This is a genomic window from Acidisarcina polymorpha (assembly GCF_003330725.1).
In the GTDB taxonomy this organism is placed as follows: Bacteria; Acidobacteriota; Terriglobia; order Terriglobales; family Acidobacteriaceae; genus Acidisarcina; species Acidisarcina polymorpha.
In genome coordinates this window covers 3,328,256-3,351,946 of record NZ_CP030840.1, presented here as the reverse complement: position 1 = coordinate 3,351,946, position 23,691 = coordinate 3,328,256, and the positions used below count along the sequence as shown (strand labels likewise).

Below are 23,691 nucleotides of genomic sequence, written 5' to 3'. Positions count from 1 at the left end.
CTCAATCTTCCTCTACTCGCCGAAGCAAACGCACGGCATTGAGCGCGCCGGTCGGCGCCTCTTCGTGTTTGAAATACAGGAACACATCGCCATCCCGCGCGCGCGCTTTCGTTTCGGTGACCAGCCGGTCCAGGTCGGCTGCCGAGTAGTCGGATTTTCGCAGGCGATAACACCGAAAGGAGGCAGTCAAGACATCCGGAGACTCTAACTCGTCGCTTTCCGCTCCGCTGAGTGCGGCCTGATGCCGTTTGAGGATGTCGAAGATTTCGTCGCGAAACCAAGATTCGTGGCGGAATTCAAAAGCCAGCCGGAGCGGAGCGCGCTGCGCCCCTGACAAAAATTCCTCCAGCAGTTCAGCATTGGCCTTGAAGTTCGGCGGCAATTGAAAGAGCACGATTCCCAGCCGCTTCGCCTCTATGACCGGCGCAAGTGCAAGGTAGAACTGCTCCAGCGCCTCCCTACAGTTCTTTAGTCGTGCAAAGTGGGTGATTCGCTGCGGAGCCTTGAAAGAAAAGGTGAAGCCCGGCCCGGTGGCTGCCATCCAACCCGAAAGCATCTTCTCCGAAGGCAGCTGCCGGAACGTATAGTTCACCTCAACCGAGTTCAACTGGGCCGCATAGTACTCCAGGAATTTTTTTGCGGCCAGCTTGGGCGGATAGAACTCCGGCTTCCAACTGGGGTACGCCCATCCTGATGTTCCGATATGGATGGTCATGTCACGAGTTTACCGCGAGCTCTTCGAAACTCTTAGTAGAAGAACAAGGCTTTGCAGGCGTCTGAAGAACTGGATTCCTGCGCGTCGCCAAGCGCAACCGCCGTGACGATGTATTTTGACGTCTATATTCATTCTAGTCACTGCAAAATCCGCTCATTTCGTCTTTGGCAATTCCTTGTTCGGGAGGTTAGATGGTTGAGAATTTATTTGATCTTAGCGGCAGCTTAGCTGTCGTCGTCGGAGGGACATCGGGGATCGGTCATGCCATCGCTCTAGGCTTGGCACGGGCAGGCGCCGACGTCGTCGCGACTTCCCGGCGTCCCGATGAGGTCGAACGAACCGCCGCCGAAATCACCGCCCTCAACCGCCGGACTCTGGTGAAGCCCGCCGATGTACGCGATCGCAATTCCCTGCAGACCTTACATGATGATGTGCGCACGAGCCTGGGGCAGATCAACATCCTGGTCAACTGTGCCGGCATCACTCAACGTGTTCCTACGCTAGAATGCGCCGAAGAGGACTGGAGCAGAATCGTCGAGACAAATTTAACCGGAACCCTTAGAGCTTGCCAGATATTCGGGCAGTCAATGGTGGCCCAGCGCAATGGGCGAATCATCAACATTGCATCGCTTGGCACATTCGTGGCCTTCTATGAGGTCGCGGCTTACTGCGCCAGCAAGGCCGCTGTAGGATCACTCACAAAGTCGCTGGCAGTCGAGCTTGCTCCGCATGGCGTGTGCGTCAATGCCATTGCTCCCGGCATTGTGCCCACCGCGATGAATGGCGACTTGCTCCATCGAACGGCACGAGGCAATGAGTTGCAGATGAGGACCCCGATGAAGAGATTCGCCCATCCGGATGAACTGATCGGCGCAGCCATTTTCCTGGCTTCGGAAGCCGCCTCCTATGTGACCGGCCATATTTTGGCCGTCGACGGCGGTTACCTCGCGAGTGGAGTGAACCAGTGATGGGTTTGATGGGGCTCCTTGCACGGATACTCTCGAGTTCCTCCCATAGGTTCGCCTTCCCCCCACTATTCGCTTTCGCTGGTGGTCTAATACCGTCCTCGCTTGGAAAGCTATGTTCTTGTACTTGAACACCCATCGGAGACTATGACATTCGTGGTGAAGAAGAACCTCGCTACCATCCTGCTTTTTCTTGTTGCTACCTTCGGTGCACACGCGCAGTCTCCAGCTCCGTCAAATCCATCTATCGCGTCCACTGCAATCGGCAATGGATCATGGGTCGGTTCGTGGGCTTCTTCGCAGCAAGTTCCTGAATCCGGCAATCAAGCGCCTCCTGGAGACCTGCATGACGCAACGCTTCGACAGATCGTGCATCTCTCGATTGGGGGACCGCTGATCCGCTTGCGCATTTCGAACGCATTCGGCACTGCGCCTCTCCACCTGACTGCCGTACACATCGCCCACCCCTTGTCGCCGAGTACGAGCAGGATCGACCCTGCCTCGGATCGGGTGGTTACATTCAACCAGCGGACGGACGTTCTAATCCCCATGGGTGCAGAGTACCTCTCCGATTCGATCGCCTATCCGGTGCTACCGTTGATTGACCTGGCCATCACAATGCAGATCGAATCCGCGCCAGGCCAGGAGACTGGCCATCCCGGTTCCCGCGCCACTTCGTACCTGGCGGCAGGATTGCCGGCATCCGCCGTGGAACTACCCACCGCTCACACCGCTGATCATTGGTTTTTTCTCTCAGGGGTCGATGTGTCTGCTACCCACGAGTCTGCGTCCATTGTTGTTTTGGGAGACTCGATAACAGACGGACACGGCGCGACCACCAACGGGAACGACCGCTGGACCGACGATCTCTCTGCACGCTTGCAGCAGCCTGCTGCCACCAACCCGGCCACCAATAGGATTGCCGTACTCAACCAAGGCATTGGCGGCAATCGTCTGCTCGCCGACGGACTCGGTCCGAACGCCCTCGCGCGTTTTGATCGTGATGTCCTCGCCCAGACTGGCGCTCACTACCTCATCATTCTCGAAGGGATCAACGATCTTGGCACTTTGACGCGGACCGGCGACGCCACGGAAGGCCAGCACGAGAATCTGGTGCGCGAGATGATTGGAGCCTATGAGCAAATGATCCTGCGCGCGCACGCCCACGGCATCAAGGTACTCGGAGGAACCATCATGCCGTTTTCGGGCTCCGCCTACTATCATCCCGGCCCCGCCAACGAACGAGACCGGCAGATGGTCAATGCCTGGATTCGCGCAGCTGGACATTTCGACGCGGTGATCGACTTCGACAAGATCATGGCAGATCCCGGCCATTCCGACCGTTTGCGATCGGACTATGATAGCGGCGACCACCTGCATCCGTCGCCGGCGGGTTATCGAGCTATGGCCGACGCCGTCCCCTTGGATCTATTCCAACCATGATCTACCCCAACAGTGCATCAGCTTGAACGCGCCATTCGAAACGTCAGATCGCTAGAGCTGAGTAGCCATATTTTCCCCGACTTGATCGGCTAAAGAGCTATCCAAGCCCTTCAAAGTTGGTCGACCTTGTTGCACCCTCCCACTCGGCGAATTCCGAGCGAAGTGCTTCCATCTCCTTCGTCACGTATTCAAAGGCATCGGGCCCAAGGAGCAAATGTGCCGGTGGGTTGGGCACGTTTAGGAAGTCAACCGAGAATAATGGATGATTGACATACCTAGGAATCTAGGGCTATCGTTTCGGGAAGCCTAGATATCAAGGGGTCGAAAATGGCGAACAAAGATTTACAAGGATCTCTTGACTTGCTGGTTTCAAAACTCTCTCGCAGCTGGGTCGCATGCACGGATATGGAATCGTGCAGCATATCGCGCGTTCGAGCGATTATGCGATACGCGTAACAAGCAGCGCGATGGGGGCATGGCGGCTTGGAAACTTAAGAGCAGAGTACGTCCTTGGCGAAGCCTGTGAGGTGTGCAATGGGATTGTGGTCACGATTGAGAAATCTGAACCGACGGGACGCTGTCGATGCTGATATCGCTGAAGAGTTGCGATCGCATATTGATATGGCGGTAGAAGAAGGTATTTGCGCGGGTTTAAGCGAAACGGAAGCCTGGCGCGCCGCGCGATTGAGGTTTGGAAACCCCGTAGCCATGCGGGAGAAGACGATGGGCGCGGATGCCGCGCTAAGCCTGGAGGGCTTTTGGCTCGACGTAAAATTCGCGCTTCGGCAACTAAAAAGATCACCAGGGTTCGCAGTGACGGCCATGGTGACGCTGGCTTTGGGAATTGGAGCAAACATCGTTGTCTTTGGCGTGCTGAACGCCGTGATCCTACATCCTCTGAAGATTGCCGACCCGCAAAGCGTTCATCAGATTTATCACAAAGAGTGGATGAGTGGCGGTCCCTCTTATCCTGCGTTCGAGGATTTTCGCCGGAGGAACACGACTTTCGCCGGAATGGCGGCAGTGTATGGACTATCGAGTGTCGGTCTCGAATGGAACAACAAGGTGCGGGAAGTTTCCGGCTACGACGTTACTGGAAACTATTTCGATCTTCTGGGTGTGCAGCCCGAAATAGGGCGATTTTTTCATGCGAACGATGAGCACGGGCCGGGTTCAGCTCCCTACGTGGTGTTGAGTGACGCACTATGGAGGCACGAATTCCGTGCGGATCCGGAGGTGATTGGCAAAACGGTGAGCCTGAGCACTCATCCGTTCACCGTCGTGGGCGTCGCCCCGCGCGATTTTCATGGTCTGGAGCGGTTCTTCTGGCCGGATTATTTTGTCCCCATGGTGAATGAAGAACAGGTGGAAGGTTGGGATTTTCTGCACAGCCGCCTGTACGAACCGGTGGCTGTGATCGGACGGTTGAAGCCGGGCGTTACGGCCGAGCGGGCAACTGAGAATCTCAACGCCATTGCTCGCGATCTACAAAAAGAGTACCCGGCGACTGACCTAGAGCAATCAGCACGCCTCATTCGGCCAGGGCTTGAAGGTGATGACGGAGTTCTCATCCATCAGTTTCTGTTCGGCGTGATGCTGCTGGCGCTGCTCTTGCTTACAGCAGCCTGCGCGAACCTGGCAAGTCTGTTTGCCGCCCGCGCGGCTGATCGCGGCCGAGAGTTGGCGTTGCGCGTAGCACTGGGATCGAGCCGACAGCGATTATTGTGGCAACTCCTGACCGAGGCCTTGGTCGTTTCGCTGCTGGGTGGCGCGGTTGGGATGTTTTGCGCAGCTACATTGTTAGGTGCCCTGAGCCGGTGGCAACCATTCGGTGCGGGCTCTGAACACCTCGTGGTGGCAGTCGATGCCGGGGTGTATCTTGCAGGCCTCGCATTATCCGTGATGAGCGGCCTGCTTTTTGGCATGATCCCGGCCTGGCATGCATGGCAAAGCCGTCCCCTACAGGCGATCAAGAGCGCTCCGGCAGAATCGGCGCGTCTCCGCACATTTGCAATAAGAGACGTGTTACTCGGTGCTCAAATTGCAATTTGCACCCTGCTGGTTACTGCTTCGCTGGTCGCTATTCGCGGAATGGTGCGGGCACTCCACGCCCCACTCGGTATCAAGCCCGCAGGAGCAACGGTGGCAAAAGTAAATTTCGGCATGGTCGGCATTGATGGAGATAATGCTCTTGAAAAACAGAAGCAGATCATCGATGCAGCGGAAAGCATACCTGGTGTGCAGGCCGCGGGCATTGTGAACTTTTTGCCGCTGAGCGGATCGGGGATGAGCGGCATTCCCGTTTATTGGCCCGGAACTGTAGATCAGACACTATCGAATCAAGTCCTTGATACACGCGTTTATCCGATATCGCCGGACTACCTTAAAGCAGCAGGAACTCGCCTGCTAACCGGGCGCAATTTTACGTGGCGCGACGAGGCCCATTCGCCTCGCGTGGCCATTGTAAACGCGACCTTTGCTCACAAGATGTTTGGGAATCGTCCAGCCGTGGGAAACCATTTTTTGTTATGGAAAGACTCCTATGAGGTCATTGGCGTTGCAGAGAGTGGAAAGTATGTAGATCTGAACGAAGACCCGATATGCGCAGTCTACGTGTCGACAGCACAGATGGAGCAGAGCAGCACTAACCTGGTGGTGCGCTCTAGCCTGACTTCTCGCGACATGGCGGCTTCGTTGCAGCGGATGTTGAGCGGCATTGCGCCCACGGCGCCGATCACAATCCGCAGTTGGGATGATGCATTGAGCAACGTACTGTTCCCGGCGCGGACAGCCGCGGCAGCTCTCGGCATCATGGGAATGCTGGCGGCGATGCTGGCGGTCACAGGCATCTTCGGCATGGCGGCCTACAGTGTCAGCAAGCGGATGAAGGAATTGGGCATCCGCATAGCGCTGGGCGCCCAGCGATCGCAGATTCTCGCCTCGGCCATCGGTCGGCCCTTGGCCCTGCTGATATCCGGTTCGATAGTCGGCCTCGTCGCGGGACTCTTTTCCAGCCGATTGCTTGGACGAATCGTATATCAGGCAGATCCAAGCGATCCTTTGGTCGTGAGCGGTGTAATTGCGACGATGGCTTTACTTGGATTGACGGCGACGCTAATTCCTGCCCGCCGTGCCGTGACTGTGGACGCTGCTAGGCTGATGCGGGAAGAGTAGGCGGCGCCGCGCACAATTAAGAGATCTAAGGGCGGACTGAATAGTCATAGTCTCATATTGTGAATGTGAACCAAGCGCTACATACTCTTTCTTTGCGCGAAAACTGTGTTTTGTCGAGACGTGCGGTGACGTGTGATCGATCTTTGCGCAGAGTTGCCACCGGTTCAATTCGGACCATCTATCGTCGCCGGAAGCGATTTTCGCTAAACGCAAAATCGGTGGTGTGCTCACCAGATAGGGGAGATCTCAGGCGGCTCATTCATCAGTCGGCAGATGTCCATGGCTTGCATTCCATCAGGATGAGAGCTCCGCAATATGAAAGCGACGATGACGTCAAAATGCCGAAAAGGATGTTTCCCTTGTGCGAAGCGCAAAGTGACGACGATCGAGCTGCCGCCACTGCGTTCGCTATTGCATCCAGTGCGCAACTGGTATGCGAGTCATTGAAGAACGTTCTACATGTCAGCTTACCCGTCTGGACGGTGAACGCCTTAGAGTTGAGACCATCCTCCGTCTACCGGAAGCTCTGTTCCCGTCGTGTAGGTTGCGTCTATCGCCAGGAATGCTACGGCTTTGGCAACTTCCTCTGGCTGGCCCATACGCTTCATCGGAACGCTTTGGGTCATCTGAAGGTAGACCTGATCTTCCGCCTCCTTCGACATTCCTACCTTCTGGAGTATGGGCGTCACGACTGGACCCGGACTCACCGCATTGACACGTATTCCACGGGGCAACAACTCAGCGGCAAGGCTCCGAGTCAGTGAGCGAAGCGCTGCTTTGGCGGCGCCATAGGCGCTCAAGGTTGGCATTCCTTTCACGTTGGCAATCGAGGTGGTAAAGACCACCGAACTTCCTTCCGGCATGAGCGGCGCCAGTTTCTGGACGATGAAATACGGGCCCTTGGCGTTCAGGTTGAGCATCTCGTCGTAAACCTCCTCAGTCACCGCCTCAAATGGGATAAATCGACCATATCCCGCGTTGGCGAAGAGCACATCGAGCTTGCCGAACGTCTCCTTGACCTTTGCCGCCAAGGCATCCATATCCGGAAGAGAGGTCGCGTCGCTGCGGGCTACGATAGCGTTATCGCCAAGCTCAGCCTGGGCTGCCTTGATCGTTGCAGCGGCGCGGCCAGTCACGATCACGCGGGCACCTTCGTTAATGAATAATTTGGCGGTCGCCAAGCCTATGCCGGTGGTTCCGCCTGTGATGAGTGCTGTTTTTCCTTTGAACCTATCCATGCTGTCTCCCGTATTTATCTGCCTTGAATCATTACATACGCGAGAGTACGATAAGAGCTGCTGGAATGCAAGGAGTTTCGTACGCAATGGTAACTAATATCGCGAAGCGCGCCCCTGGACGTCCAAAAGGATTTATCCCCGACGAAGCACTCGACCGTGCCGTTGAGATGTTTTGGGAGCATGGGTATGAAGGAGTTGACGTAGATCGGATCGCACGGGCCGTGAACGTCACCAAACCCGCGATATACCGGACCTTTGGAGACAAATCCACCCTGCTGCTCAAGGCGGTCGAGCGCTATGCAATCACCTATGTAGCTCCCAGGATGGCGGCATTTGAAGCGGAGCCGGACATCCACAAGGCCGTGACCGGCTTTTGCGAGGCTACCGTCAACGCCGCTTCGGATGAGGCTCGCGGCGGTTGCATGATGGCCGCCGCTGCGCTGGGACAGTCGGAGCGAGTAACCGAGATCCGTTCGTATGTCGCGAAGGGCCTGACCGCGACCGCTGATATTTTCGCGAAGCGTTTCGAAAAGGAGATGAAGGCTGGCCGCCTGACTCGCACACCCTCTGCCAAGGTACGAAGCCGTGCGCTCGTGGACTTATTGCAGGGTTTGCAGCTTCGCGCCAAGGTTGGTATTGCACGCGAGCAACTGCTGCAAGACGTCCGAAGCTATGTGCCCCTGATTCTCGGCGGGTGAATCTAACGCACCTCTCGGATGGATGCGTCTGGACGAGTGCCAATCCGCTAACGCACTCAATGTAGAGGTGAGATCCCGGTATACCAAGATAAGCGCCCGATTCGAAGAGACATTCTCTGGCAAGGGAGCCACGTGGCACGTGCGGTCGAAGGAGACCGGCATTGGCAAAGGAAAGTGTGCCCGCGCGACGAGCATTGACTTAGGAATCAAGCGCCCTACCATCGAGTTACGCGATGACACCGAGGTGGTTGACGCGGCCCGTTCCTCTAACATGGCTCATCGAAGACTGACCGCATTTCGCCGTCACCCCATCGTCCGCCGCCGTCCCAACCCCTAACAGCCAGCGATAGCGCCATCGCAGCGTGCGCCGCAAAGTCACTTCTCCCCGGCTTTGCGCCAACCCCTCAAAAACTTCCAAATACGCCGGCCGCCATCGGGCATGGTTGGAAGAGCGACGGCAGCCGCTCTGCAGCAGAGACGGCAGGAAGGAGGAGATTGCGTTCAGACGACATACGGTCCCGCCGAAGGCGTCCAGCGTAGCCAGCATTCCGCCAGCGTGAGGTTAATGGCCCAGCCAAGCGCGAAGGCACCCACAAATTCGGACCAGAAAGCCCTCTCGCTATGAATGCCGAAGGTGAGCACAAAAATCGGGAAAGTGATCCGTTGAGTCATTACAGCCCCTGCAGCCGCAACCGCACGAATCATCCAGATACGGTGCATGGCGAAGTCATGACGCCTGGCCGCGCGAAGTCCTAGCAGCAGGCAGGAAGCGACACCGCCGAAATAGACAACGATATAGAGGCGTTCCAACAAAGGCCGCGGCGGGACGACGGCGAAGGGAATGCAGACCCCTGTGATCGCGGCGATCAGACCGGAGACGACCGCGATCCGGCCGGAATATCGGTGAAGCAAGGGATAACGACGTCTCACCACAGAGACCAGCTGCATCATGGCGAGCACGGCGAACAGCAACGCTGATGCAAAGTGAATGATGGTCCATGGTGGGTAAGGATGGCCGTTCGGGCCAGACTCCTTACCCTTAAGAAGCAGAATTGACGCCCTGGTCGAAACGAAGACCCCAAATCCATAAAGCAGAGCCAAGATACCGAATGCTGAAGTTCGGGTGAGCCTCCGAGTCATCGCCCATGGCCGTCGATCCATGGTGCCCATATTAGTCGTCATGTCAGTTCGCCACTATATGGTAACTTCCTTTATGTTGTATCAACTGTGATCTCAGCTCACTACGCTTTGGGCGACGACATGGCGCAAAAACGCAGTTGCGTTCTCCGGTGGACAGGTTCGACGGGGTGCGAAGCCTTAACACTACGCGCTCAAAGAGCCTAGGTTGCGTGTCCGTCGCAGACGACCAAACATCTGCATTTCTCTCGAGGAGCTATGACAATGAGAATACGTCAGTATTTGATTTTGCCACTCACCGCCGTCCTTCTGATTGCGATTCGAGCATACGCGGCAGAACCCATCCATTTCCATGGAGAGCTTCACAGCTCCGACGGTCAACCAGTGCATGGAATGCACCAGATCAGTTTCGCGATTTATGAGGATTCCTCTTTTCGCGGCACACCTTTGTGGAGTGAGACGCATACCGTGCTTGCGAATGCTGAAGGACATTACGCCGTTGAGTTGGCATCCGGCTCGCGTAAAAGCCTCTTCCAGGATCGGAAGCTAGTTTACGTGGCGGCAGAGACACGTGATGAGGCGACGGGAGAAGTTTCGAAGACCGAAACGGCGATTACGTCGGTTCCTCAGGGAATCTGGTTGAATTGCAATCCGGATAACGGTCCGAATACTTGCAGTACGGGCGCGACCATCAACACTGAGAAGGCGATCGCGGAAATAGCTGCAGGGCATTTCCGCTACATCCTGAATGCAAGCAATTTGTGGGGGACCGACGCGGAGATTGCTGCGTATGCGAATCAGGCAAATACCTCGGGGGTGAAGATCATTTGGTATCTCGGATCTGATTTTTCGGTGTATTTACGGTCGAAATCCTATTCACTGATTGCAAATGACACAGAATTGCCGTCCAGCTTTTGCAGCAGTTGTACGAATTCGTGTTTCGTAACGGCGCTCATTGCTTATTTGAAGAGGTTTCCGGCGACGGCGGGATACATGATTGATGACGAGGAAATTCAGGATGCGGCGAATGGCTTTCCTATTAGTTCCTCGGGGAAAAAAGCAGCCGCGGCAGATGGTACTGACCTTGCTTCGCTGGCTGAGGTAATTCGCGCGGAGGATTCGACGCACCCGATCTATGGCACGGAGGACTACTACAATCTGCCGAGCGCGAGTGAGGCTGAACTGGCGGCGTATTACAGCTATATCCCCGATGGGACTTTAAATTATTACGGCACCGATTATTATCCGGTCGGTGCGTTGAACAGCACCCCGACAAATGGACGATTGATGGCTGATCAGCAGGCAAATGGTGATTGGCTAGACACAGTAGCCGCGAGAAATGGGGCGACGGGGACTTTCGAGGATTTGCAGGCGTATAACTGGAGCGATTCCTGGGAAGGTGGTTGTCCGTCTTCGAGCTGCGCCTTCCCAACGATCGCTCAACTTGAGGACATGTTGAAGGGTGCGACGAAGGCTACGAATGCTCCGGCGCAGGTCTTCTGGTGGGAGTATACGGATGTTGTTTACAACCATCAGTGGTGGAATCTGCTTACTGCAGTGAATCCACAATGAAGGAGGAAGTTTCGCCAGAAGTTACGGCATGACAGCTACAAATTCACCCGAACCCTCTCGCGCACGCGAGCCAGGTCATGTCTGCGAGAACCGTGCCGCGATTGTCGTGCGCAAAGGGATTTCGAAGAGCTTGATCGGGTGTTTCCATAGCCCCCGCGAAAGATCCGGCTCGAGATGTTGTGAAGCGATGCCGGATGCCGGTCTGACCTGAAGGTCACATTTTTCCAAGTCGGAACATTTCCCCCACGATCGCCTCGCAGTAAGTTTGGGCTTACCGTCGCCACCGCTTCTTGCGCTCATCGTATTCAGATGTAGTGGGAGTTGTGCGAGCGCGCCTTTAAGATTTGACGATGCGTTGGTAGAGAGACAGTGGCTTACCGAAAATACTCTTATCAGTAAGCATTGGCCCAAGCTGGTCCAAGAAATTGCACTGAAACTCTAACTAGTTCACTTTGGATAGGAAGTTTTTTGGGGCGGCTAGTGGGGGTCGAACCCACGACATCCGGATCCACAGACCGGCGTTCTGCCACTGAACTATAGCCGCCGTACGACTCCTGATTGTAGCATTTGGTGGGCCGTCACTGCACCCGCCTCTGACGCTAAGGCTCCCTGCTTAGTTCGTACCTCTATCCGGAATACAATCATGGCGGTACGCTCGTCGAAAGGTCGGGGACGGATGCCCTCTTCGAAACAGCCCGAGATCCTCCTTCCCGGCACACCGGAACAGCCGTCACGGTTAGGCTCGGCTGCCGGGATCTTCACCAATCAAAATCTTGACCGGCTAGCCCACATCTTGGACGATTGTTTCCGAATTCCGGGCACGCCGATCCGGTTTGGTTTGGACGGCATTGTCGGCCTTGTCCCAGCCATCGGAGATGTGCTCGCTGGGCTCGCCTCCTGCATTCTCATCTTCGCCGCCTGGGTGCGCGGGGTGCCATACATCACCCTGGTGAGAATGCTCGTCAATCTTGCACTCGACGTGGTGATAGGCGCCATCCCGTTCCTTGGGGATGCTTTCGACATCGCCTGGAAGGCAAACCGCCGCAATTACGCGCTCTTGGTTCGTCACATCGAACAGCCGACACGCCATGCCTGGAAAGACTGGTTTTTTCTCGGGATCCTGGTTCTTGCCATAATTGCCATATTCCTGGTGCCCCTGCTCGTGCTCGCGTGGATGCTGGATTGGTTCTTTCATCACCTCTGACCAAGAATTGAGGGGGTATGCTTTTGCATCTCAGGTGACTTTGGCAGCGCGAACGCTACGATACAATGAGGAAGTCGGGGCGTAGCGCAGCCTGGTAGCGCATCTGCTTTGGGAGCAGAGGGCCGGGGGTTCGAATCCCTCCGCCCCGACCATCTAACCCTTTCCCTATCAATACTTTTGACCACGTGTGGGAGGAGTGATACGAACAGTGATACGAACTTTGCCGTGGGAAGGTCCCATGCAGGTGAATATCACCAAACGTATCGACACCCCGGAGGGCAAGCGCTACTGCCCTATCGTCATCACTCCTAACGGCCGCATCAAGCCCGATTCGGTGATGGTCGATGGACGCCAGGAAAAGCATCCCGAAGGCGCCTATTACCTCGACTGGACGGAAGACGGAAAGCGCAGACGTGTTTCAGTTGGCACTGACGCGACTGCCGCTTACAATTGCCGAGTTCGAAAGCAAAGAGAGTTGGATGCGCTCGCCTCCGGTCTCATCGTTTCCAATCCCATCGAAGACGACTCTCGCCTAAGAATTAGCGCCGCAGTAGAAGACTTCCTTGAAGAGATGCAACTCAGCCGGCAAAGAAAAACCTGGATGGGATATATCGTCTCCCTACGATACTTCCAGGAATCCTGTGGCAAGAGATTTCTGGATGAGGTGGAGCGGAAAGATCTCCTGCGCCTTGCAGCCTTCCTGCGCGATACTAAGAAGCTCTCTCCGCGCACGGTCCATAACAAATTCGCCGATGTGCTTACCTTCCTGCAGGCCCAGGGCGTGCCGAAATTGACCGGCAAGAACGATCATCCTCGCTTTATCGAGCAGGAAGTTTCGATCTACGAAGAAGAGGACTTGTCGAAGCTCCATGCCGTCTGCTCGCGATACTACAGCACGCTCTACGACTTCCTCCTAATGAGCGGCTTTCGAGAGCAGGAGGCTATGCACGTCACTTGGAACAACGTCCGCTTCAACGCCAACATCATCGAGATGCGCTGGAAGCCCCAGTTTAACTGGACACCGAAGGCCTATAAAGAACGGGAGGTTCCTGTTCCCGACGAGTTGCTCGAGATACTGGAAGCTCATCGCCGGTCGCTGCCAACATCGCGCTCATCGGCTCAGGCATTGGTCTTCAGCACAGCGAACAACACACGTGACAAACACATGCTGCGCGCCCTCAAGCGCAACGCTGGGAAGGCCAAGTTGAATCCCGATGAGTTCTGGCTTCACAAGTTTCGCGCGACCTTTGCGACAACTCACCTGCAAGCAGGTGTCGACCTTAGAACGGTGATGACTTGGATGGGGCAAGCGAACCTGGAGAGCATCATTCGCTACCTCAAGCCGGCGAGAAACTCGACCATGATCGAAAAGGTTAATTCAAGCTTTGCCAGCTACAACCGGTTCAAGCTCCAGTCCGTCTCCGTCGTTGCATGAGCTCTGGTCTATAGCTGAACCGCCGCTAGCCCTTAAGAGTACTGACTGCCAATCAAAACGCCTAAAGACATTCTCCGGCGTTTTCTTGTCTCAACTGTCACCCTGTGTACCCCAATTTGACCGAAATTCCATTCGGTGTGACTTTCACAAAATCCCATTTCTCATGGGACCACGGAGGAACCGATGCTCTTAGCCGAAATAGTAGAAGGCAAGAAAGAAGCTCTCCGGGTGGCGGACGTCGCTCGAATCCTGGACGTGTCGATCAAGAAGATCTACAGGATGGCAGCAAAGGGCGAGATCCCTTCCCTCAAGATCTCCAGTTCGATTCGATTTGACCCTCACGATATTGCCACATGGCTGAGAAACCAATCCACTACGAATTCCATGCTGGCGATTTCGCTACCAAGTCGCACCAATTCAGTGACAAGCGACAATCGATATCGCAACTCTACGAAGCGCGTTTGACCGAATTCAATTCTGTTTCATGCTTTCCCAAATTTTGACACGGGCCCAGCAAATGGGCGCCGTGATAACCAGCCAGAGGAGGAGAAGATGCGAATTGTTTCTGATGAGATCATCGCGGGATTTTCGGCACTCGAGGTACGCGATTTTCTAAGACGATATAGGCTTACGAATTTTTATATTCAGGCAGCCGAGGATGCTCTCGTACTGAGCCCCAGGACCGCAACCATCTTTATGAATAAGCTCAAAGGCCTGGAATTTATTGAGGAACTGACCGGGGACAGATGGGATGGACGCCGAGTTTTTCGTCTCACTGCTAAAGGGCAGGCTTTGGCCAGTGCATCTGCTGCAAAACCGCTTTTCCGAAAAACTGCCGAGAGGCTCTTGGCACAGTTTTTGGAACGTGTGCAACGCGTCAATGGCACTGAAGAATACGTCTATCGAGTCGAGCACGTTGTCTTATTTGGCAGCATGTTGAGTGAGAGCGATCGCCTGGGAGACGTTGATGTCGCAGTTCAGCTTCAACCAAAAGTTGATAAAGATGATGCATTTCAGGAATGGAGTATGGCTCGGAGGCGCGCAGCAGAAGCTAAAGGAAGGAATTTTCGTGATGTCTTTGATTGGGCGATGTGGCCTACGCAAGAGATTTTCCTTCAACTAAAGGCAAAGTCCAGCGGCTTAAGCCTGCACGATTTCTGCGAGGTTGAAAAATTACCGAATGTGCGCTATCAGGTGTTGCTAGGTGATCCTCAGTCGATTGCTGCGAAGATCGTAAGTGGAGAGGCTGTTTGAGAGCTCCTAAGGAAGAAAACCGAGTCTGAAGGCGATCAGCTTTCTGCAGTTTCGATTTTCGCGGTAGGGTGGACTTGGGAGCGCGCTTCCATGGCATGGAAGAGGTCATCGGTTCGATCCCGATCAGGTCCACCAATTATTTCAATCATTTAGAAGCACCTCCCTTCCGCGACTTTGTCGCATCCTTGTCGCAAATTCCAAAACCACGCCACGAACCGGCTTTTTCTCCGGCGTATCGCCGTGTCCGGAATCAGCCTTTTTCGGCGCCTGCGCTCGCTGCGGAGTATTTCGTTGATTCTCTGCGCGAGGTGTTGCGGGCGTCTCTGGTGGCGTTTGCGGTAACGAGCCGGTCGTTCCGTTGCCCATCAGCTCGTCATGAATCGCGTTGATAGCCGTTCGCACCTCCGGTTCCAACGACTGCATATAGACGTCGGTGGTGGTCGAAGCCTTCGAATGCCGCATCATCCCTTGAATGTCCTTCACGTGCCCTTTGGTCTTGCCGAGCGTCGCGATGGTTCTGCGGATGACTTGGAATGTCAGCTTCGGCAGTTCAAGCTCCTCAGCCAGACTTCTCTACAGACATGCCAATGGTCGGTATGCTTCGTGGATCAAACGCCTACGCAAGCTGCAGCAACTCGCAAGGGTGCGAGTGCGACTTACTCAAAGCTTCATCGAAGAGGGCAACTACGACAGCCCGCCGCTGCCGTCCCTGTTGGTAGCGTTCAAGGAGCGAGATGCCATTACCGCCTGCTTCGATGAAGAGGGCCAGTACATGCTTGAGGGAAGTTTGGAGCCCGCTATAGGCGTCGCTTTCGATCCGCAAAACCCAGACGAAGTGCGACAGGTGGTCCGCACTGTGGAGCGCTTCGTTCTCTTCAATCATGAGCTTTTCCAATGGCTGGAAGAGTTGCAGGAGTGGGAAAAATCGGAGGAGAGCCATGCAGATCAACGTGTCGATCGGGGAGAACCATCGCTTCGAGCTGCGTGAGGCGCTTCTGGTGTATGGAGACCGCCAGAAGAGCTTCGTCACCCGCCACGACGTAGCGCTTCAGAAGGACGCCCCACTCACTCTGGGTCCCGCTCAGCCGCTGACTGTGGCCTTTGTAGAATCCCTGGTGCGCTCTCTCAGCGGGGGCTTAGTCGCGGAGGTCCTACCGGAGAATATTCTCGCGAAGGGCGATCGCATGATCGTGTGGTGGACACCAGTACGGCGGCGACAGATGTTCTATCAGAACTCAGAGGGCAAAGCCTCAGAGTTGAATGGCCGAGTTTTGCCGCAGCCGCCACTGGTGTGGCGGGTGGCTGCGTAGTATCGGACGACCTGAGACTTCAGAGGCGCTGCGGCGGTATGGTAATGACGTACCGGAGAACGCCGCCCATGAAGATGAAGCTCGATGCCGATCTCGCGATGGAAGCAAAAGCCCTGGTCGTTTTGGCCTTTCGCAACGGCCCTATCGAAGACTTGCACGCAGGGAAATCGTGTCCCGTCTGCAGCGGAATGGCTGACGTCTCCCATATCTCCGACGACGAGATGAAGCTCCTGTTGAAGTCCGCGGTCAACGCAATGTACCGCCTCCTGGGGCAGCGAGACTACGATCCCATCGCCTACAACGAAGCGCTGGCGTTTGGACGCCGTAACACCATTCATTGGGATGATCCTGAACTCAAGACGCCGAGGGAAGGGTCGCGCCCGAAGTGACCTACCCGGAGAAGCCATGTTCAAAGAGCTTGCACCCTACCTGCGGCAGCGCGCGGTCCTGCTGACCATAACTCACCTCGAAGACGATCAGATCAGTGTCAGTATCATCCCGAAGAAGCTGAAGGATGGAGAGAACACCGCACTGACCACACCCATCAAGCTCACCGGCACCGCAGAAGAGCTTGACGAAGATTTGCCATCATCCATCGTTGGCTTCGTCGCAGCTCATCTACAACTGAAGAACACACTCGAGCGGGCGAAGGCGGAGATGGACGCCGCCGGGAAAGCCGCTCAGGCTGAAGCGCGTGCGAAGAAGCAGCCGGCGAAGAAGGAAACTTCGAACGGAGAGTCTGCGAAAACCGACGCTGCTACGAAGCCAGCAGTAGTCCCCAAGCCGGAACCCGCGAAGACCTTTGGTCTCTTCGATGCCCCTGTCACCGAAGCTCAGGTTGCTCAGGATGTGGATGAGGAAGAAGAGATTCTTGCTGAGGCAAATGCAAACCGAGAAGAAGAGGAAGAGGACGAAGACCTCGATCAAGCAGCTTAGCTCAGACTCACTCGGTCGCAGAACAAAGTTATGTTCTGCGACCGTTATCAGCTGATCTTGGGACGAAAGCCCTGCAGCAACTCTTCTTTCGATTTGGACTTCCAGTGCCGGTTGTAGTGGTCGATCGAGGAGAAGCTCCGGCTCAACATGCGGTCTATGTACAAAGTCCCTCTCAAATGGTCGATCTCATGTTGGAGGATCCGCGCATACCAGCCTTCGGCTTCGATGGTGACGATCTCGCCGGCTTCGTTGAGAGCCCGCACTCTCACCCTTCGGGCACGTGGCACAATCGCCATGAAACCGGGCAGGCTCAGACAGCCTTCGAAGAAGTTCACCTCCAGAGGCGATAGCAACTCAATCTCAGGATTGATGAGCACATGGAAGGCGACAGGGCGCCGTTCGCGTTCTGCCAGTTCCGCCGGGGTCAGAGTCGCTTGATATTCCGCTTTGTCTTCAATGATCACGAGTTGCAAGGGCTCCCCAATCTGAGGGGCCGCCAGACCGACGCCGGGAGCATCGGCCAGTGTCTCGCGCATATGTTCGATCAACTCACGGATGGTCTCGCTGCCGATTTCCTCCGGACGAAGCGGCCTCGCGGGATCGCGCAGTACAGCGTCGCCGACGCTGGCTATCTTGATCCTCATCGCCCGCCTAGTCCTGATACTTTTCGCGCAGCCGGGGAGTGAGTCGAAGCATGAGTTGTACCCGCTCCACCTCGTTGATCCAGTCCGCGATTGTCGCTTCTACTTCACCCTTCTCAGGAAGGAGGATGCCGGTCGGGCAGCTTGGGCCAAGGCGCTTCAGCGCGAGTGCGCGATACCGATTGAGCGTCCGGTCTCCAGACGTCGCGCACCATAGGTCATCTTCGGAATAGAAGCGAACGACAGGAACCCGGCTCCCTCCGTTGATGCGCAACTCCTCACTGAGTTCCGTGCTCATCTCTCGTTCCAGAAATCGCAGCTGGATCTTCGCAGGATTAGCTTCGGCAATTCTTTGGATTAGAGGACATTGCTCGACGCAGTCTCCGCACCAAATTCCGGAATGGACAAGAACTTTCATCTTCCGTTCGAAGCCGGAGATGAGTTGCCGTTGAGCTGAATCGACCTGTGCGATGTCGTAGACCTGCGTCCAGCGGCGCTGCTGCTCTTCGTTGCCGTTCGCAAGGTACTGCTCGTACGGGAGCGCAGACGAGAATTGATCCGAAAACGAAGGCATCGTGACTATGTCCTTAGAAATAAGACGGGTAATTGTTGATCTTCTGTCGCGAGGCCTTTCGGGCGGCCTGCGTTCTCTAGCCGATCAAGAACTCCTGATCGACAGGGATTTGCATGGAATTCGCGAGGGTATTCGTTTCTGCGGCCATGCCGATGACCGCCAGGAACTCAGCGTACTGCTCGTCCGAGAGCCCTTTGGTGCGTGCCGCGGCGGTGTGCGAGTGGACGCAGTAGCTGCAACTGTTCGCCGTGGATACCGCGATATAAACCAACTCCTTTGTCAGTGGATCGAGCGTGCCGGGCTCGATCATCACCTGCTTGACGCTGCTCCACGTTCGCTCTAGGAGGCTGGGTTGATTTGCGAGAGCGCGCCAGAAGTTGTTCACGAAATCCGACTTCCGCGTGGCACGTATGTCGTCAAACACCGTTTTGACGGCAGGAACGGCTTCCACCTCTACGTCGGTCCAGAGCTTTACTGTGGCCATTCGATAAACCTCCCGTGGCAAGTCATAAGATGACGACGATCTTGCCGATCTGCGCGTTCGACTCCATGTAGCGATGCGCTTCGATGAGTTCGGCGAATCGAAAGGTCCTGTCAATGAGCGGCTTGAAAGCGCCTGACGCCAGATGATCAAAGATGTATTGCTTGGCCTTCGGGAAAACCGGATCTGGGGTGACCTCAAAGAGTGTGTACGCCCGGATGGTAAGACTCTTGGCCAGCGCCGTGAAAAGCGGATAAGGTGTGGGTTCGGGTGCCAACGCCCCGTATTCGAAGATGATGCCCTTGGGCGCAGCTAGGGTGGCGAGCGATTCGAGGATCTTACCGCCGATGGGGTCAAAGACGATGCGCGCGCCTTTGCCTGAAGTAATTTCGTGGACGCGTTCAATCAGATCTTCGTCGTCGGTGACGATGACATGATCCGCACCAGCTTCGAGCAGCGCCGGTTTCTTCGAGGCAGTGCGGGTAACCGCGATGCTGATAGCGCCTTCCACCTTTGCCATCTCTATTGCTGCAATGCCAACGCTGCTGCTAGCCGCAGTGATGACGACGAAATCTCCCTTGGCAATCTGTCCAAGCCAAATGAGCGCGCCATATGCCGTGAGGTACTGCATCCAGATCGACGCTCCCTGCTCATAGGAAAGAGCCGAGGGATATTCGGCGATTCCTTGAACCGGGACGATGGCGACCTCACCGTAGACTCCGTGGTCATTGAGCTTGAAAGTTCCCGGAACGGTGCTGACCGTCTTGCCGATCCAGCTTGAGTCCACACTCGATCCGACGGAATCGATGATTCCGGCCGCCTCGTAACCATTCTTGGCTGGAGTGACGGGAGTCTCCAGATACTGTCCGTTCCGAAACATGATCTCAGCGCGGTTCAACCCGAGAGCTTTCACCTGCAGGCGGACTTCACCGGGGCCTGGCTGCGGAAGCGGAAGTTCATCAAATTGCAGTACTTCGGCTGGCCCGGTCTTGTGAAAGCGAACAATCTTTACGGTTTTTGACATGCGTACCCCTGGATGACGAACAGCCCTTTGGATGATTGTGCTATCAAGACGACGCACATTCACCCCAGGCGGTTCCGCTCGAACTGCTCGATTGCTAAGATGAGATAGATTATCAAAAAATACGTGATAATCTAGATATGCAAAATGCGTATATAGCGAGGTGCTTTGAATGTCGAATGGCAAGCGATTTGAGCAGGTTACGCCGTTCGTGATGAGCGGCAGTGGGCAAGACGTCATCGCTTTGCTCCATAAATCGCCGAATAGGCGGACGGTCGCTGTGAGCTTTGCAGACGACGAGCAGGTGGCAGCCGCAGAAAGTGTTTTTCAGCGCGTTGCCGAGTTCCTCCCCCAACTCATCGAGCAACGTCAGGCGGAGACGCTTCAGAAGTTCGTCAGCATCTTCCTCACGGATGTTGCGCCTTCGAAGGCGGCGCGTGAGCAAGCTCGCATGATGATCGACGCGAAGACGGACATCCTCAATAGCGGGGACTTCCTCCCAGCAAGCGCGTTGGCAAAGCTCGCCGGTTTTAGCGCCGTCAATCCGAGCGTTCAGCCGAACAAGTGGAAGCGCAATCGAGACATCTTTGCGATCCAGCACGGGAGAGATGATTATTTCCCGTTGTATGCCCTGAATCCGGATGACCATCGTCCCCGCAAGCAGATGGCGGAGATCCTCCGAATCTTCGGTGATGCCAAGGATGGCTGGAGCTTGGCTTTCTGGTTCGCCGCGCTGAATAGCTTTCTCAATGACGAGCGACCCCAGGACGTGTTGGCGGTCGATCCGGATCGGGTGATCGCAGCCGCGAAGGATGAGGTCGCTGGAGTGCAACATGGCTAATCCGGTGCCGGGCACGGCGCCGCCTGCTGGACCGCTCGACGCCAAGTTGATCTCATGGGGTGCCAGCGAGATCATGTACCGGGTTCATGACACCGCGTATGCGGTCGACTTGTTCAACCCGAGGAAGCAGGGCAATGCGCGTTTCAGCCCGATACATGATTCGGCTGGAGAGGTGATCCCGACCCTCTATGCGGCTACCACTTCACAGGGAGCGCTGATGGAGACCGTCTTTCATGATGTCCCGTACAAGCCGGGATTCAAACGAGTCTCGATCGACAGATTCAAAGACAAGCTCACATCGACACTCGTCTTTCTTTCAGACTTCCAGCTCATCGACCTCGGAAAGGTCGGTTTGCGCCGACTCGGCGTTCATCCTCACGAACTCATCGATACAACAAAGGCCCACTACCCGGAAACCAGGAGGTGGGCCGAAACTTTATACTCTGCGTACCCACAGGCGCATGGACTGATCTGGCCGAGCAGGCAGGATGACCGCGCTCGTGCGGTCGTTCTGTTCGGGACCAGGGTCAAAGCCTCAGAACTTCGTCCTGCTGGCGCCTCCACCCCACTGATGGAAAATGGCGTTGTCCATGCGGGCGCAATGGCGCTCGCCTCAGATCTCAAAGTATTGATCGAGTAGGCCTGTTCGCCAGTCTCAGTGTTATCACCCAAAACAAGGAAAACTATGAAAACCATCTTCTCCTATGGGGATGGGGTGGAATCCATGGCTATCTTGGTGCGCTGGCTGGACGGCGCCTCCGTCCGGCTTGCCGGCTTGATGAACTGGGTATCCTCGCAAGAGAACGACTGCCAGGCTTCTCGGCCGCGTGGCTCCTTGCACGAATTGCACACCATGGGTCTTGATCGGGGAGGGGACATGAAGCGGAAAACGACACAGGCAAAACAAAGTTCCACGGAGCACTCTGCCGAATCACCCTCCGAACCGGAGAACGCTACTCAAGGGATCCTCTACGAGGACGCGAGAGGAAAGACAGTAGATTTCATCCGCTGCGTCGGCCCTTCGCAGGGTCTATCGGCCTTCGAAATCCAGTTCACAGACGGCACATTCTTTTTTATCGAACCTGTCCCAAGGGTCGAGTTCCGGGTTCGTCTTCTGAAGTCGAACAGAGGCAATGTAAGAACGATCCGAGATTACGGAACCATCCGGTAATACATTCCTAGTCACTTCCAATCACATACCCGTAGGCAAGACTCTCTGCGCCAGCAGTAGCCCATTTCAGTCTCCATCAAGGACGAACCATGAAACCCTCCAAGCTCTATGAAGCGCTTCATGCGCTCATTGGCGAGCGTGTGCCCCTACATATCTGGGGGCCATGCGGCGTCGGAAAATCGCAGATCGTCGGCCAAGTCGCTGCCGACCTCGATTATGACTTCCTCGATGTCCGGGCCGTGCAACTCGATCCGGTTGACCTCCGAGGCCTGCCGCGCATTGCGTCGAATCAGACCGAATGGGTGCCACCGAAGTTCCTGCCCACCACCGGCGAGGGCAGCCGATTCGGCTTTGTGTGAATACAAATCCTTCAGCAATGCGTCAGTGATCGATTCTTCTGTCTCGAGCGCTCGCGGGAGATCAACAAAACCTTCGAGGGGATTTTGCCACTTTTGAATGTCTTCAAGAAGTACAGCCATCCTGTTGTCTCGTTCAAATGCTGCCCTAGTCGGAACCTTGATGTAAGCGTCATCGATGATGGCCACCTTACGAAGATTCTGCTTCTCGAACATTTCCTTAAGCTCAGCTGCGGTATCGAGTACGAGCATCAATCCTCCGAAGGCAGATCAAAAACAAACGTATTCAGCTTTTCTGGGTGCATTGTCGTCTCATCTGACAAATAAAGCTCCCCACCGTGATACTTCGCGATTTCACGAGAGACATATCCGCCTCGGGGAGCTTGAATAGCTGTCCAACACTCCCCGTCTTGACGGTGATATCGCGGATCGATAGGGTTTCCTCGGAGTCAATCCGTGTCCGCCAGTAATCGTTGATGCAATAGATGAAGAGTTCCGGACTGATCGAGCTTTTCGCTTCTCTATTGAAGGCATAGACCGCTTCGAGGCGCCCTCCGTCGCCGGAGCGTTTCTCACCGATCTTCCGGATTAGATCCAACTCGACGAGTGGGCTGTCCAGATTCTCCTCTCGGACCTCTCCTTTGGCGCTTCTAGTCGGAATATATGTGTGGAGGAACGTATCGAAGTGCTGCGCTAAAGTCACCTCCGACAACTGCTTCTCCATCCGAACTGTTTCCTGGATGAAGGTAGACAGAACTTCGCTCCGAACGATATCGGCTCGTTGCCAACGGTTTAGTAAAAATTCCCAGGCGAATAAAGGCTCCGCTGCATTAGAAGCGATCTTCCAGTGGATCAACCATAGAGTCTGGATGTCCTCTAGGTAAGGATCGTGTCCTCCTGTCTCGGACAAGAGCTCTCGGCCGAAATCAGTGATGATCAATCCCTTTTGATCTGGAGCTGCAATCCCCGCAGTCTGGACCCAGAACCGAATTGCTTTGACCATATTCTTGCCGACACCGAGACGAACCATTGCTCGCTCGTCGTCACTGAACAATTCCGCATCGGTCGTTAGTTCAGCGACTGCCTTAGGCAACCAGGAATAACGAAAGGGGAAGGTCTCATGACCGGAGAACCTATAGGCGGGTCGCGTTCGATCCTCACGCTCAGATGCGCCGTTTGAGGAGGCGCTGGGGATCACTTTCTTCATAATTCATCATCGTGGATTTAGATGGCTTGGTCAACGCAAATTGCACTATCCTCGGTGCTTACATCCGCTCTCATAGCTTCATGTCCATAAAGCTCAAGCTCCTCGAAACAAATAAGTTATAGGAAAGATGTTGCTTTGGCCCACTTCCGCAGCTCAACCCGTATAGCGCAACATACCGAGCGGCGTCTTTGGTTTATGAGAGCGGTTACCAGGAGTTTTTGGGGGAAACACGATCTCAGCATTGCGGACGCTATGTCAAAGACCATTCCTCCCCTCGACGTTCCTGAGCCTGTAAATCGCCTGTGGAGCCTAATGTGG

General features: G+C 55.4%; 27 protein-coding genes and 2 tRNA genes. 17 read left to right on the top strand and 12 right to left on the bottom strand.

Translation table 11 applies throughout. From position 1 onward, the window contains the following. Position 1 precedes the first annotated feature (1 nt). Positions 2 to 715: a DUF72 domain-containing protein gene (locus ACPOL_RS14560; protein WP_114207694.1), complete on the bottom strand. Its 714-nt coding sequence runs from the start codon at positions 713 to 715 to the stop codon at positions 2 to 4. 191 nt (positions 716 to 906) lie between these two features. Here ACPOL_RS14560 and ACPOL_RS14555 point away from each other — a divergent pair, with 191 nt between their 5' ends. The 3 genes from ACPOL_RS14555 to ACPOL_RS14540 all read left to right on the top strand — a co-directional run bounded on the left by ACPOL_RS14555 (position 907) and on the right by ACPOL_RS14540 (position 6,297). Next, positions 907 to 1,683: an SDR family NAD(P)-dependent oxidoreductase gene (locus ACPOL_RS14555; protein ID WP_114207693.1), complete on the top strand. Its 777-nt coding sequence runs from the start codon at positions 907 to 909 to the stop codon at positions 1,681 to 1,683. A 144-nt stretch (positions 1,684 to 1,827) separates the two neighbouring features. Next, positions 1,828 to 3,123 carry an SGNH/GDSL hydrolase family protein gene (locus ACPOL_RS14550; protein WP_114207692.1) on the top strand — a complete coding sequence of 432 codons (1,296 nt, stop codon included), beginning with the start codon at positions 1,828 to 1,830 and terminating at the stop codon, positions 3,121 to 3,123. Positions 3,124 to 3,657: 534 nt separating this feature from the next. Then, positions 3,658 to 6,297: an ABC transporter permease gene (locus tag ACPOL_RS14540; protein WP_114207691.1), complete on the top strand. Its 2,640-nt coding sequence runs from the start codon at positions 3,658 to 3,660 to the stop codon at positions 6,295 to 6,297. A gap of 491 nt (positions 6,298 to 6,788) precedes the next feature. Here ACPOL_RS14540 and ACPOL_RS14535 read toward each other — a convergent pair whose 3' ends face one another. Beyond that, positions 6,789 to 7,535 carry a glucose 1-dehydrogenase gene (locus ACPOL_RS14535; protein ID WP_114207690.1) on the bottom strand — a complete coding sequence of 249 codons (747 nt, stop codon included), beginning with the start codon at positions 7,533 to 7,535 and terminating at the stop codon, positions 6,789 to 6,791. An 86-nt stretch (positions 7,536 to 7,621) separates the two neighbouring features. Here ACPOL_RS14535 and ACPOL_RS14530 point away from each other — a divergent pair, with 86 nt between their 5' ends. Then, the gene (locus ACPOL_RS14530) at positions 7,622 to 8,233 is read left to right on the top strand and encodes a TetR/AcrR family transcriptional regulator (RefSeq protein ID WP_161557364.1); all 612 of its coding nucleotides are present in this window, start codon (positions 7,622 to 7,624) and stop codon (positions 8,231 to 8,233) included. 226 nt (positions 8,234 to 8,459) lie between these two features. Here the strand turns inward: ACPOL_RS14530 and ACPOL_RS33170 are convergent, their stop codons facing one another. Both ACPOL_RS33170 and ACPOL_RS14525 read right to left on the bottom strand, forming a co-directional pair. After that, positions 8,460 to 8,612: a hypothetical protein gene (locus ACPOL_RS33170; protein WP_236657477.1), complete on the bottom strand. Its 153-nt coding sequence runs from the start codon at positions 8,610 to 8,612 to the stop codon at positions 8,460 to 8,462. 122 nt (positions 8,613 to 8,734) lie between these two features. Beyond that, entirely contained in the window at positions 8,735 to 9,415 is a 681-nt protein-coding gene (locus tag ACPOL_RS14525) for a DUF2306 domain-containing protein (protein ID WP_114207688.1), read from the bottom strand. Between the two features lie 219 nt (positions 9,416 to 9,634). On the opposite strand from ACPOL_RS14525, the gene ACPOL_RS14520 reads away from it, so the two are divergent. After that, on the top strand, positions 9,635 to 10,942 hold the full coding sequence (locus tag ACPOL_RS14520) for a hypothetical protein (protein WP_114207687.1): 1,308 nt from the start codon (positions 9,635 to 9,637) through the stop codon (positions 10,940 to 10,942). Positions 10,943 to 11,411: 469 nt separating this feature from the next. Here ACPOL_RS14520 and ACPOL_RS14515 read toward each other — a convergent pair. After that, a tRNA-His gene (locus ACPOL_RS14515) sits at positions 11,412 to 11,486 on the bottom strand. Positions 11,487 to 11,585: 99 nt separating this feature from the next. Here ACPOL_RS14515 and ACPOL_RS14510 point away from each other — a divergent pair. From ACPOL_RS14510 to ACPOL_RS14490, 5 genes are all read left to right on the top strand, one after another. After that, the gene (locus ACPOL_RS14510; RefSeq protein ID WP_236657476.1) at positions 11,586 to 12,146 is read left to right on the top strand and encodes a DUF4112 domain-containing protein; all 561 of its coding nucleotides are present in this window, start codon (positions 11,586 to 11,588) and stop codon (positions 12,144 to 12,146) included. Between the two features lie 75 nt (positions 12,147 to 12,221). Beyond that, a tRNA-Pro gene (locus ACPOL_RS14505) sits at positions 12,222 to 12,298 on the top strand. An 86-nt stretch (positions 12,299 to 12,384) separates the two neighbouring features. Then, the gene (locus ACPOL_RS14500; RefSeq protein WP_114207685.1) at positions 12,385 to 13,581 is read left to right on the top strand and encodes a tyrosine-type recombinase/integrase; all 1,197 of its coding nucleotides are present in this window, start codon (positions 12,385 to 12,387) and stop codon (positions 13,579 to 13,581) included. A 183-nt stretch (positions 13,582 to 13,764) separates the two neighbouring features. Further along, the gene (locus ACPOL_RS14495; RefSeq protein ID WP_114207684.1) at positions 13,765 to 14,046 is read left to right on the top strand and encodes a helix-turn-helix domain-containing protein; all 282 of its coding nucleotides are present in this window, start codon (positions 13,765 to 13,767) and stop codon (positions 14,044 to 14,046) included. 87 nt (positions 14,047 to 14,133) lie between these two features. Continuing rightward, positions 14,134 to 14,835 carry a hypothetical protein gene (locus ACPOL_RS14490; RefSeq protein ID WP_114207683.1) on the top strand — a complete coding sequence of 234 codons (702 nt, stop codon included), beginning with the start codon at positions 14,134 to 14,136 and terminating at the stop codon, positions 14,833 to 14,835. A 141-nt stretch (positions 14,836 to 14,976) separates the two neighbouring features. On the opposite strand, the gene ACPOL_RS14485 is transcribed toward ACPOL_RS14490, so the two are convergent. Further along, the gene (locus ACPOL_RS14485; protein WP_236657475.1) at positions 14,977 to 15,318 is read right to left on the bottom strand and encodes a hypothetical protein; all 342 of its coding nucleotides are present in this window, start codon (positions 15,316 to 15,318) and stop codon (positions 14,977 to 14,979) included. A gap of 166 nt (positions 15,319 to 15,484) precedes the next feature. On the opposite strand from ACPOL_RS14485, the gene ACPOL_RS34795 reads away from it, so the two are divergent. The 4 genes from ACPOL_RS34795 (at position 15,485) to ACPOL_RS14465 (ending at position 17,081) form a co-directional block, all read left to right on the top strand. Further along, the gene (locus tag ACPOL_RS34795) at positions 15,485 to 15,823 is read left to right on the top strand and encodes a hypothetical protein (RefSeq protein WP_236657474.1); all 339 of its coding nucleotides are present in this window, start codon (positions 15,485 to 15,487) and stop codon (positions 15,821 to 15,823) included. Continuing rightward, positions 15,774 to 16,145 carry a hypothetical protein gene (locus ACPOL_RS14475; RefSeq protein ID WP_161557363.1) on the top strand — a complete coding sequence of 124 codons (372 nt, stop codon included), beginning with the start codon at positions 15,774 to 15,776 and terminating at the stop codon, positions 16,143 to 16,145. The genes ACPOL_RS34795 and ACPOL_RS14475 overlap by 50 nt, the downstream gene beginning before the upstream one ends. A 68-nt stretch (positions 16,146 to 16,213) precedes the next feature. After that, positions 16,214 to 16,534 carry a hypothetical protein gene (locus ACPOL_RS14470; protein ID WP_114207679.1) on the top strand — a complete coding sequence of 107 codons (321 nt, stop codon included), beginning with the start codon at positions 16,214 to 16,216 and terminating at the stop codon, positions 16,532 to 16,534. Between the two features lie 16 nt (positions 16,535 to 16,550). Further along, on the top strand, positions 16,551 to 17,081 hold the full coding sequence (locus tag ACPOL_RS14465; RefSeq protein ID WP_161557362.1) for a PRTRC system protein E: 531 nt from the start codon (positions 16,551 to 16,553) through the stop codon (positions 17,079 to 17,081). A 47-nt stretch (positions 17,082 to 17,128) separates the two neighbouring features. Here the strand turns inward: ACPOL_RS14465 and def are convergent, their stop codons facing one another. From def to ACPOL_RS14445, 4 genes are all read right to left on the bottom strand, one after another. Further along, entirely contained in the window at positions 17,129 to 17,725 is a 597-nt protein-coding gene (gene def / locus ACPOL_RS14460; RefSeq protein ID WP_114207677.1) for a peptide deformylase, read from the bottom strand. Between the two features lie 7 nt (positions 17,726 to 17,732). Further along, positions 17,733 to 18,296, bottom strand: a complete 564-nt coding sequence (locus ACPOL_RS14455) for a thioredoxin family protein (RefSeq protein ID WP_114207676.1) — start codon at positions 18,294 to 18,296, stop codon at positions 17,733 to 17,735. A gap of 76 nt (positions 18,297 to 18,372) precedes the next feature. Further along, positions 18,373 to 18,780, bottom strand: coding sequence for a carboxymuconolactone decarboxylase family protein (locus ACPOL_RS14450; RefSeq protein ID WP_114207675.1), 408 nt, complete (start codon positions 18,778 to 18,780; stop codon positions 18,373 to 18,375). Between the two features lie 22 nt (positions 18,781 to 18,802). Then, complete coding sequence (locus ACPOL_RS14445; RefSeq protein ID WP_114207674.1) at positions 18,803 to 19,801, bottom strand: zinc-dependent alcohol dehydrogenase family protein; 999 nt, start codon at positions 19,799 to 19,801, stop codon at positions 18,803 to 18,805. Positions 19,802 to 19,970: 169 nt separating this feature from the next. On the opposite strand from ACPOL_RS14445, the gene ACPOL_RS14440 reads away from it, so the two are divergent. The 3 genes from ACPOL_RS14440 to ACPOL_RS14430 are packed head-to-tail and all read left to right on the top strand — an operon-like array spanning position 19,971 to position 21,810. After that, a complete protein-coding gene (locus ACPOL_RS14440; protein WP_114207673.1) occupies positions 19,971 to 20,639 on the top strand; it encodes a hypothetical protein in 669 nt (222 codons plus the stop codon). After that, entirely contained in the window at positions 20,632 to 21,279 is a 648-nt protein-coding gene (locus ACPOL_RS14435) for an RES family NAD+ phosphorylase (RefSeq protein ID WP_161557361.1), read from the top strand. The genes ACPOL_RS14440 and ACPOL_RS14435 overlap by 8 nt, the downstream gene beginning before the upstream one ends. A gap of 45 nt (positions 21,280 to 21,324) precedes the next feature. Continuing rightward, positions 21,325 to 21,810, top strand: a complete 486-nt coding sequence (locus ACPOL_RS14430; protein WP_114207671.1) for a hypothetical protein — start codon at positions 21,325 to 21,327, stop codon at positions 21,808 to 21,810. A 146-nt stretch (positions 21,811 to 21,956) separates the two neighbouring features. Here ACPOL_RS14430 and ACPOL_RS33560 read toward each other — a convergent pair whose 3' ends face one another. Then, positions 21,957 to 22,418, bottom strand: coding sequence for a hypothetical protein (locus ACPOL_RS33560; protein WP_114207670.1), 462 nt, complete (start codon positions 22,416 to 22,418; stop codon positions 21,957 to 21,959). 34 nt (positions 22,419 to 22,452) lie between these two features. Beyond that, on the bottom strand, positions 22,453 to 23,373 hold the full coding sequence (locus ACPOL_RS14420) for a DUF4007 family protein (protein ID WP_114207669.1): 921 nt from the start codon (positions 23,371 to 23,373) through the stop codon (positions 22,453 to 22,455). Between the last annotated feature and the right edge of the window lie 318 nt (positions 23,374 to 23,691).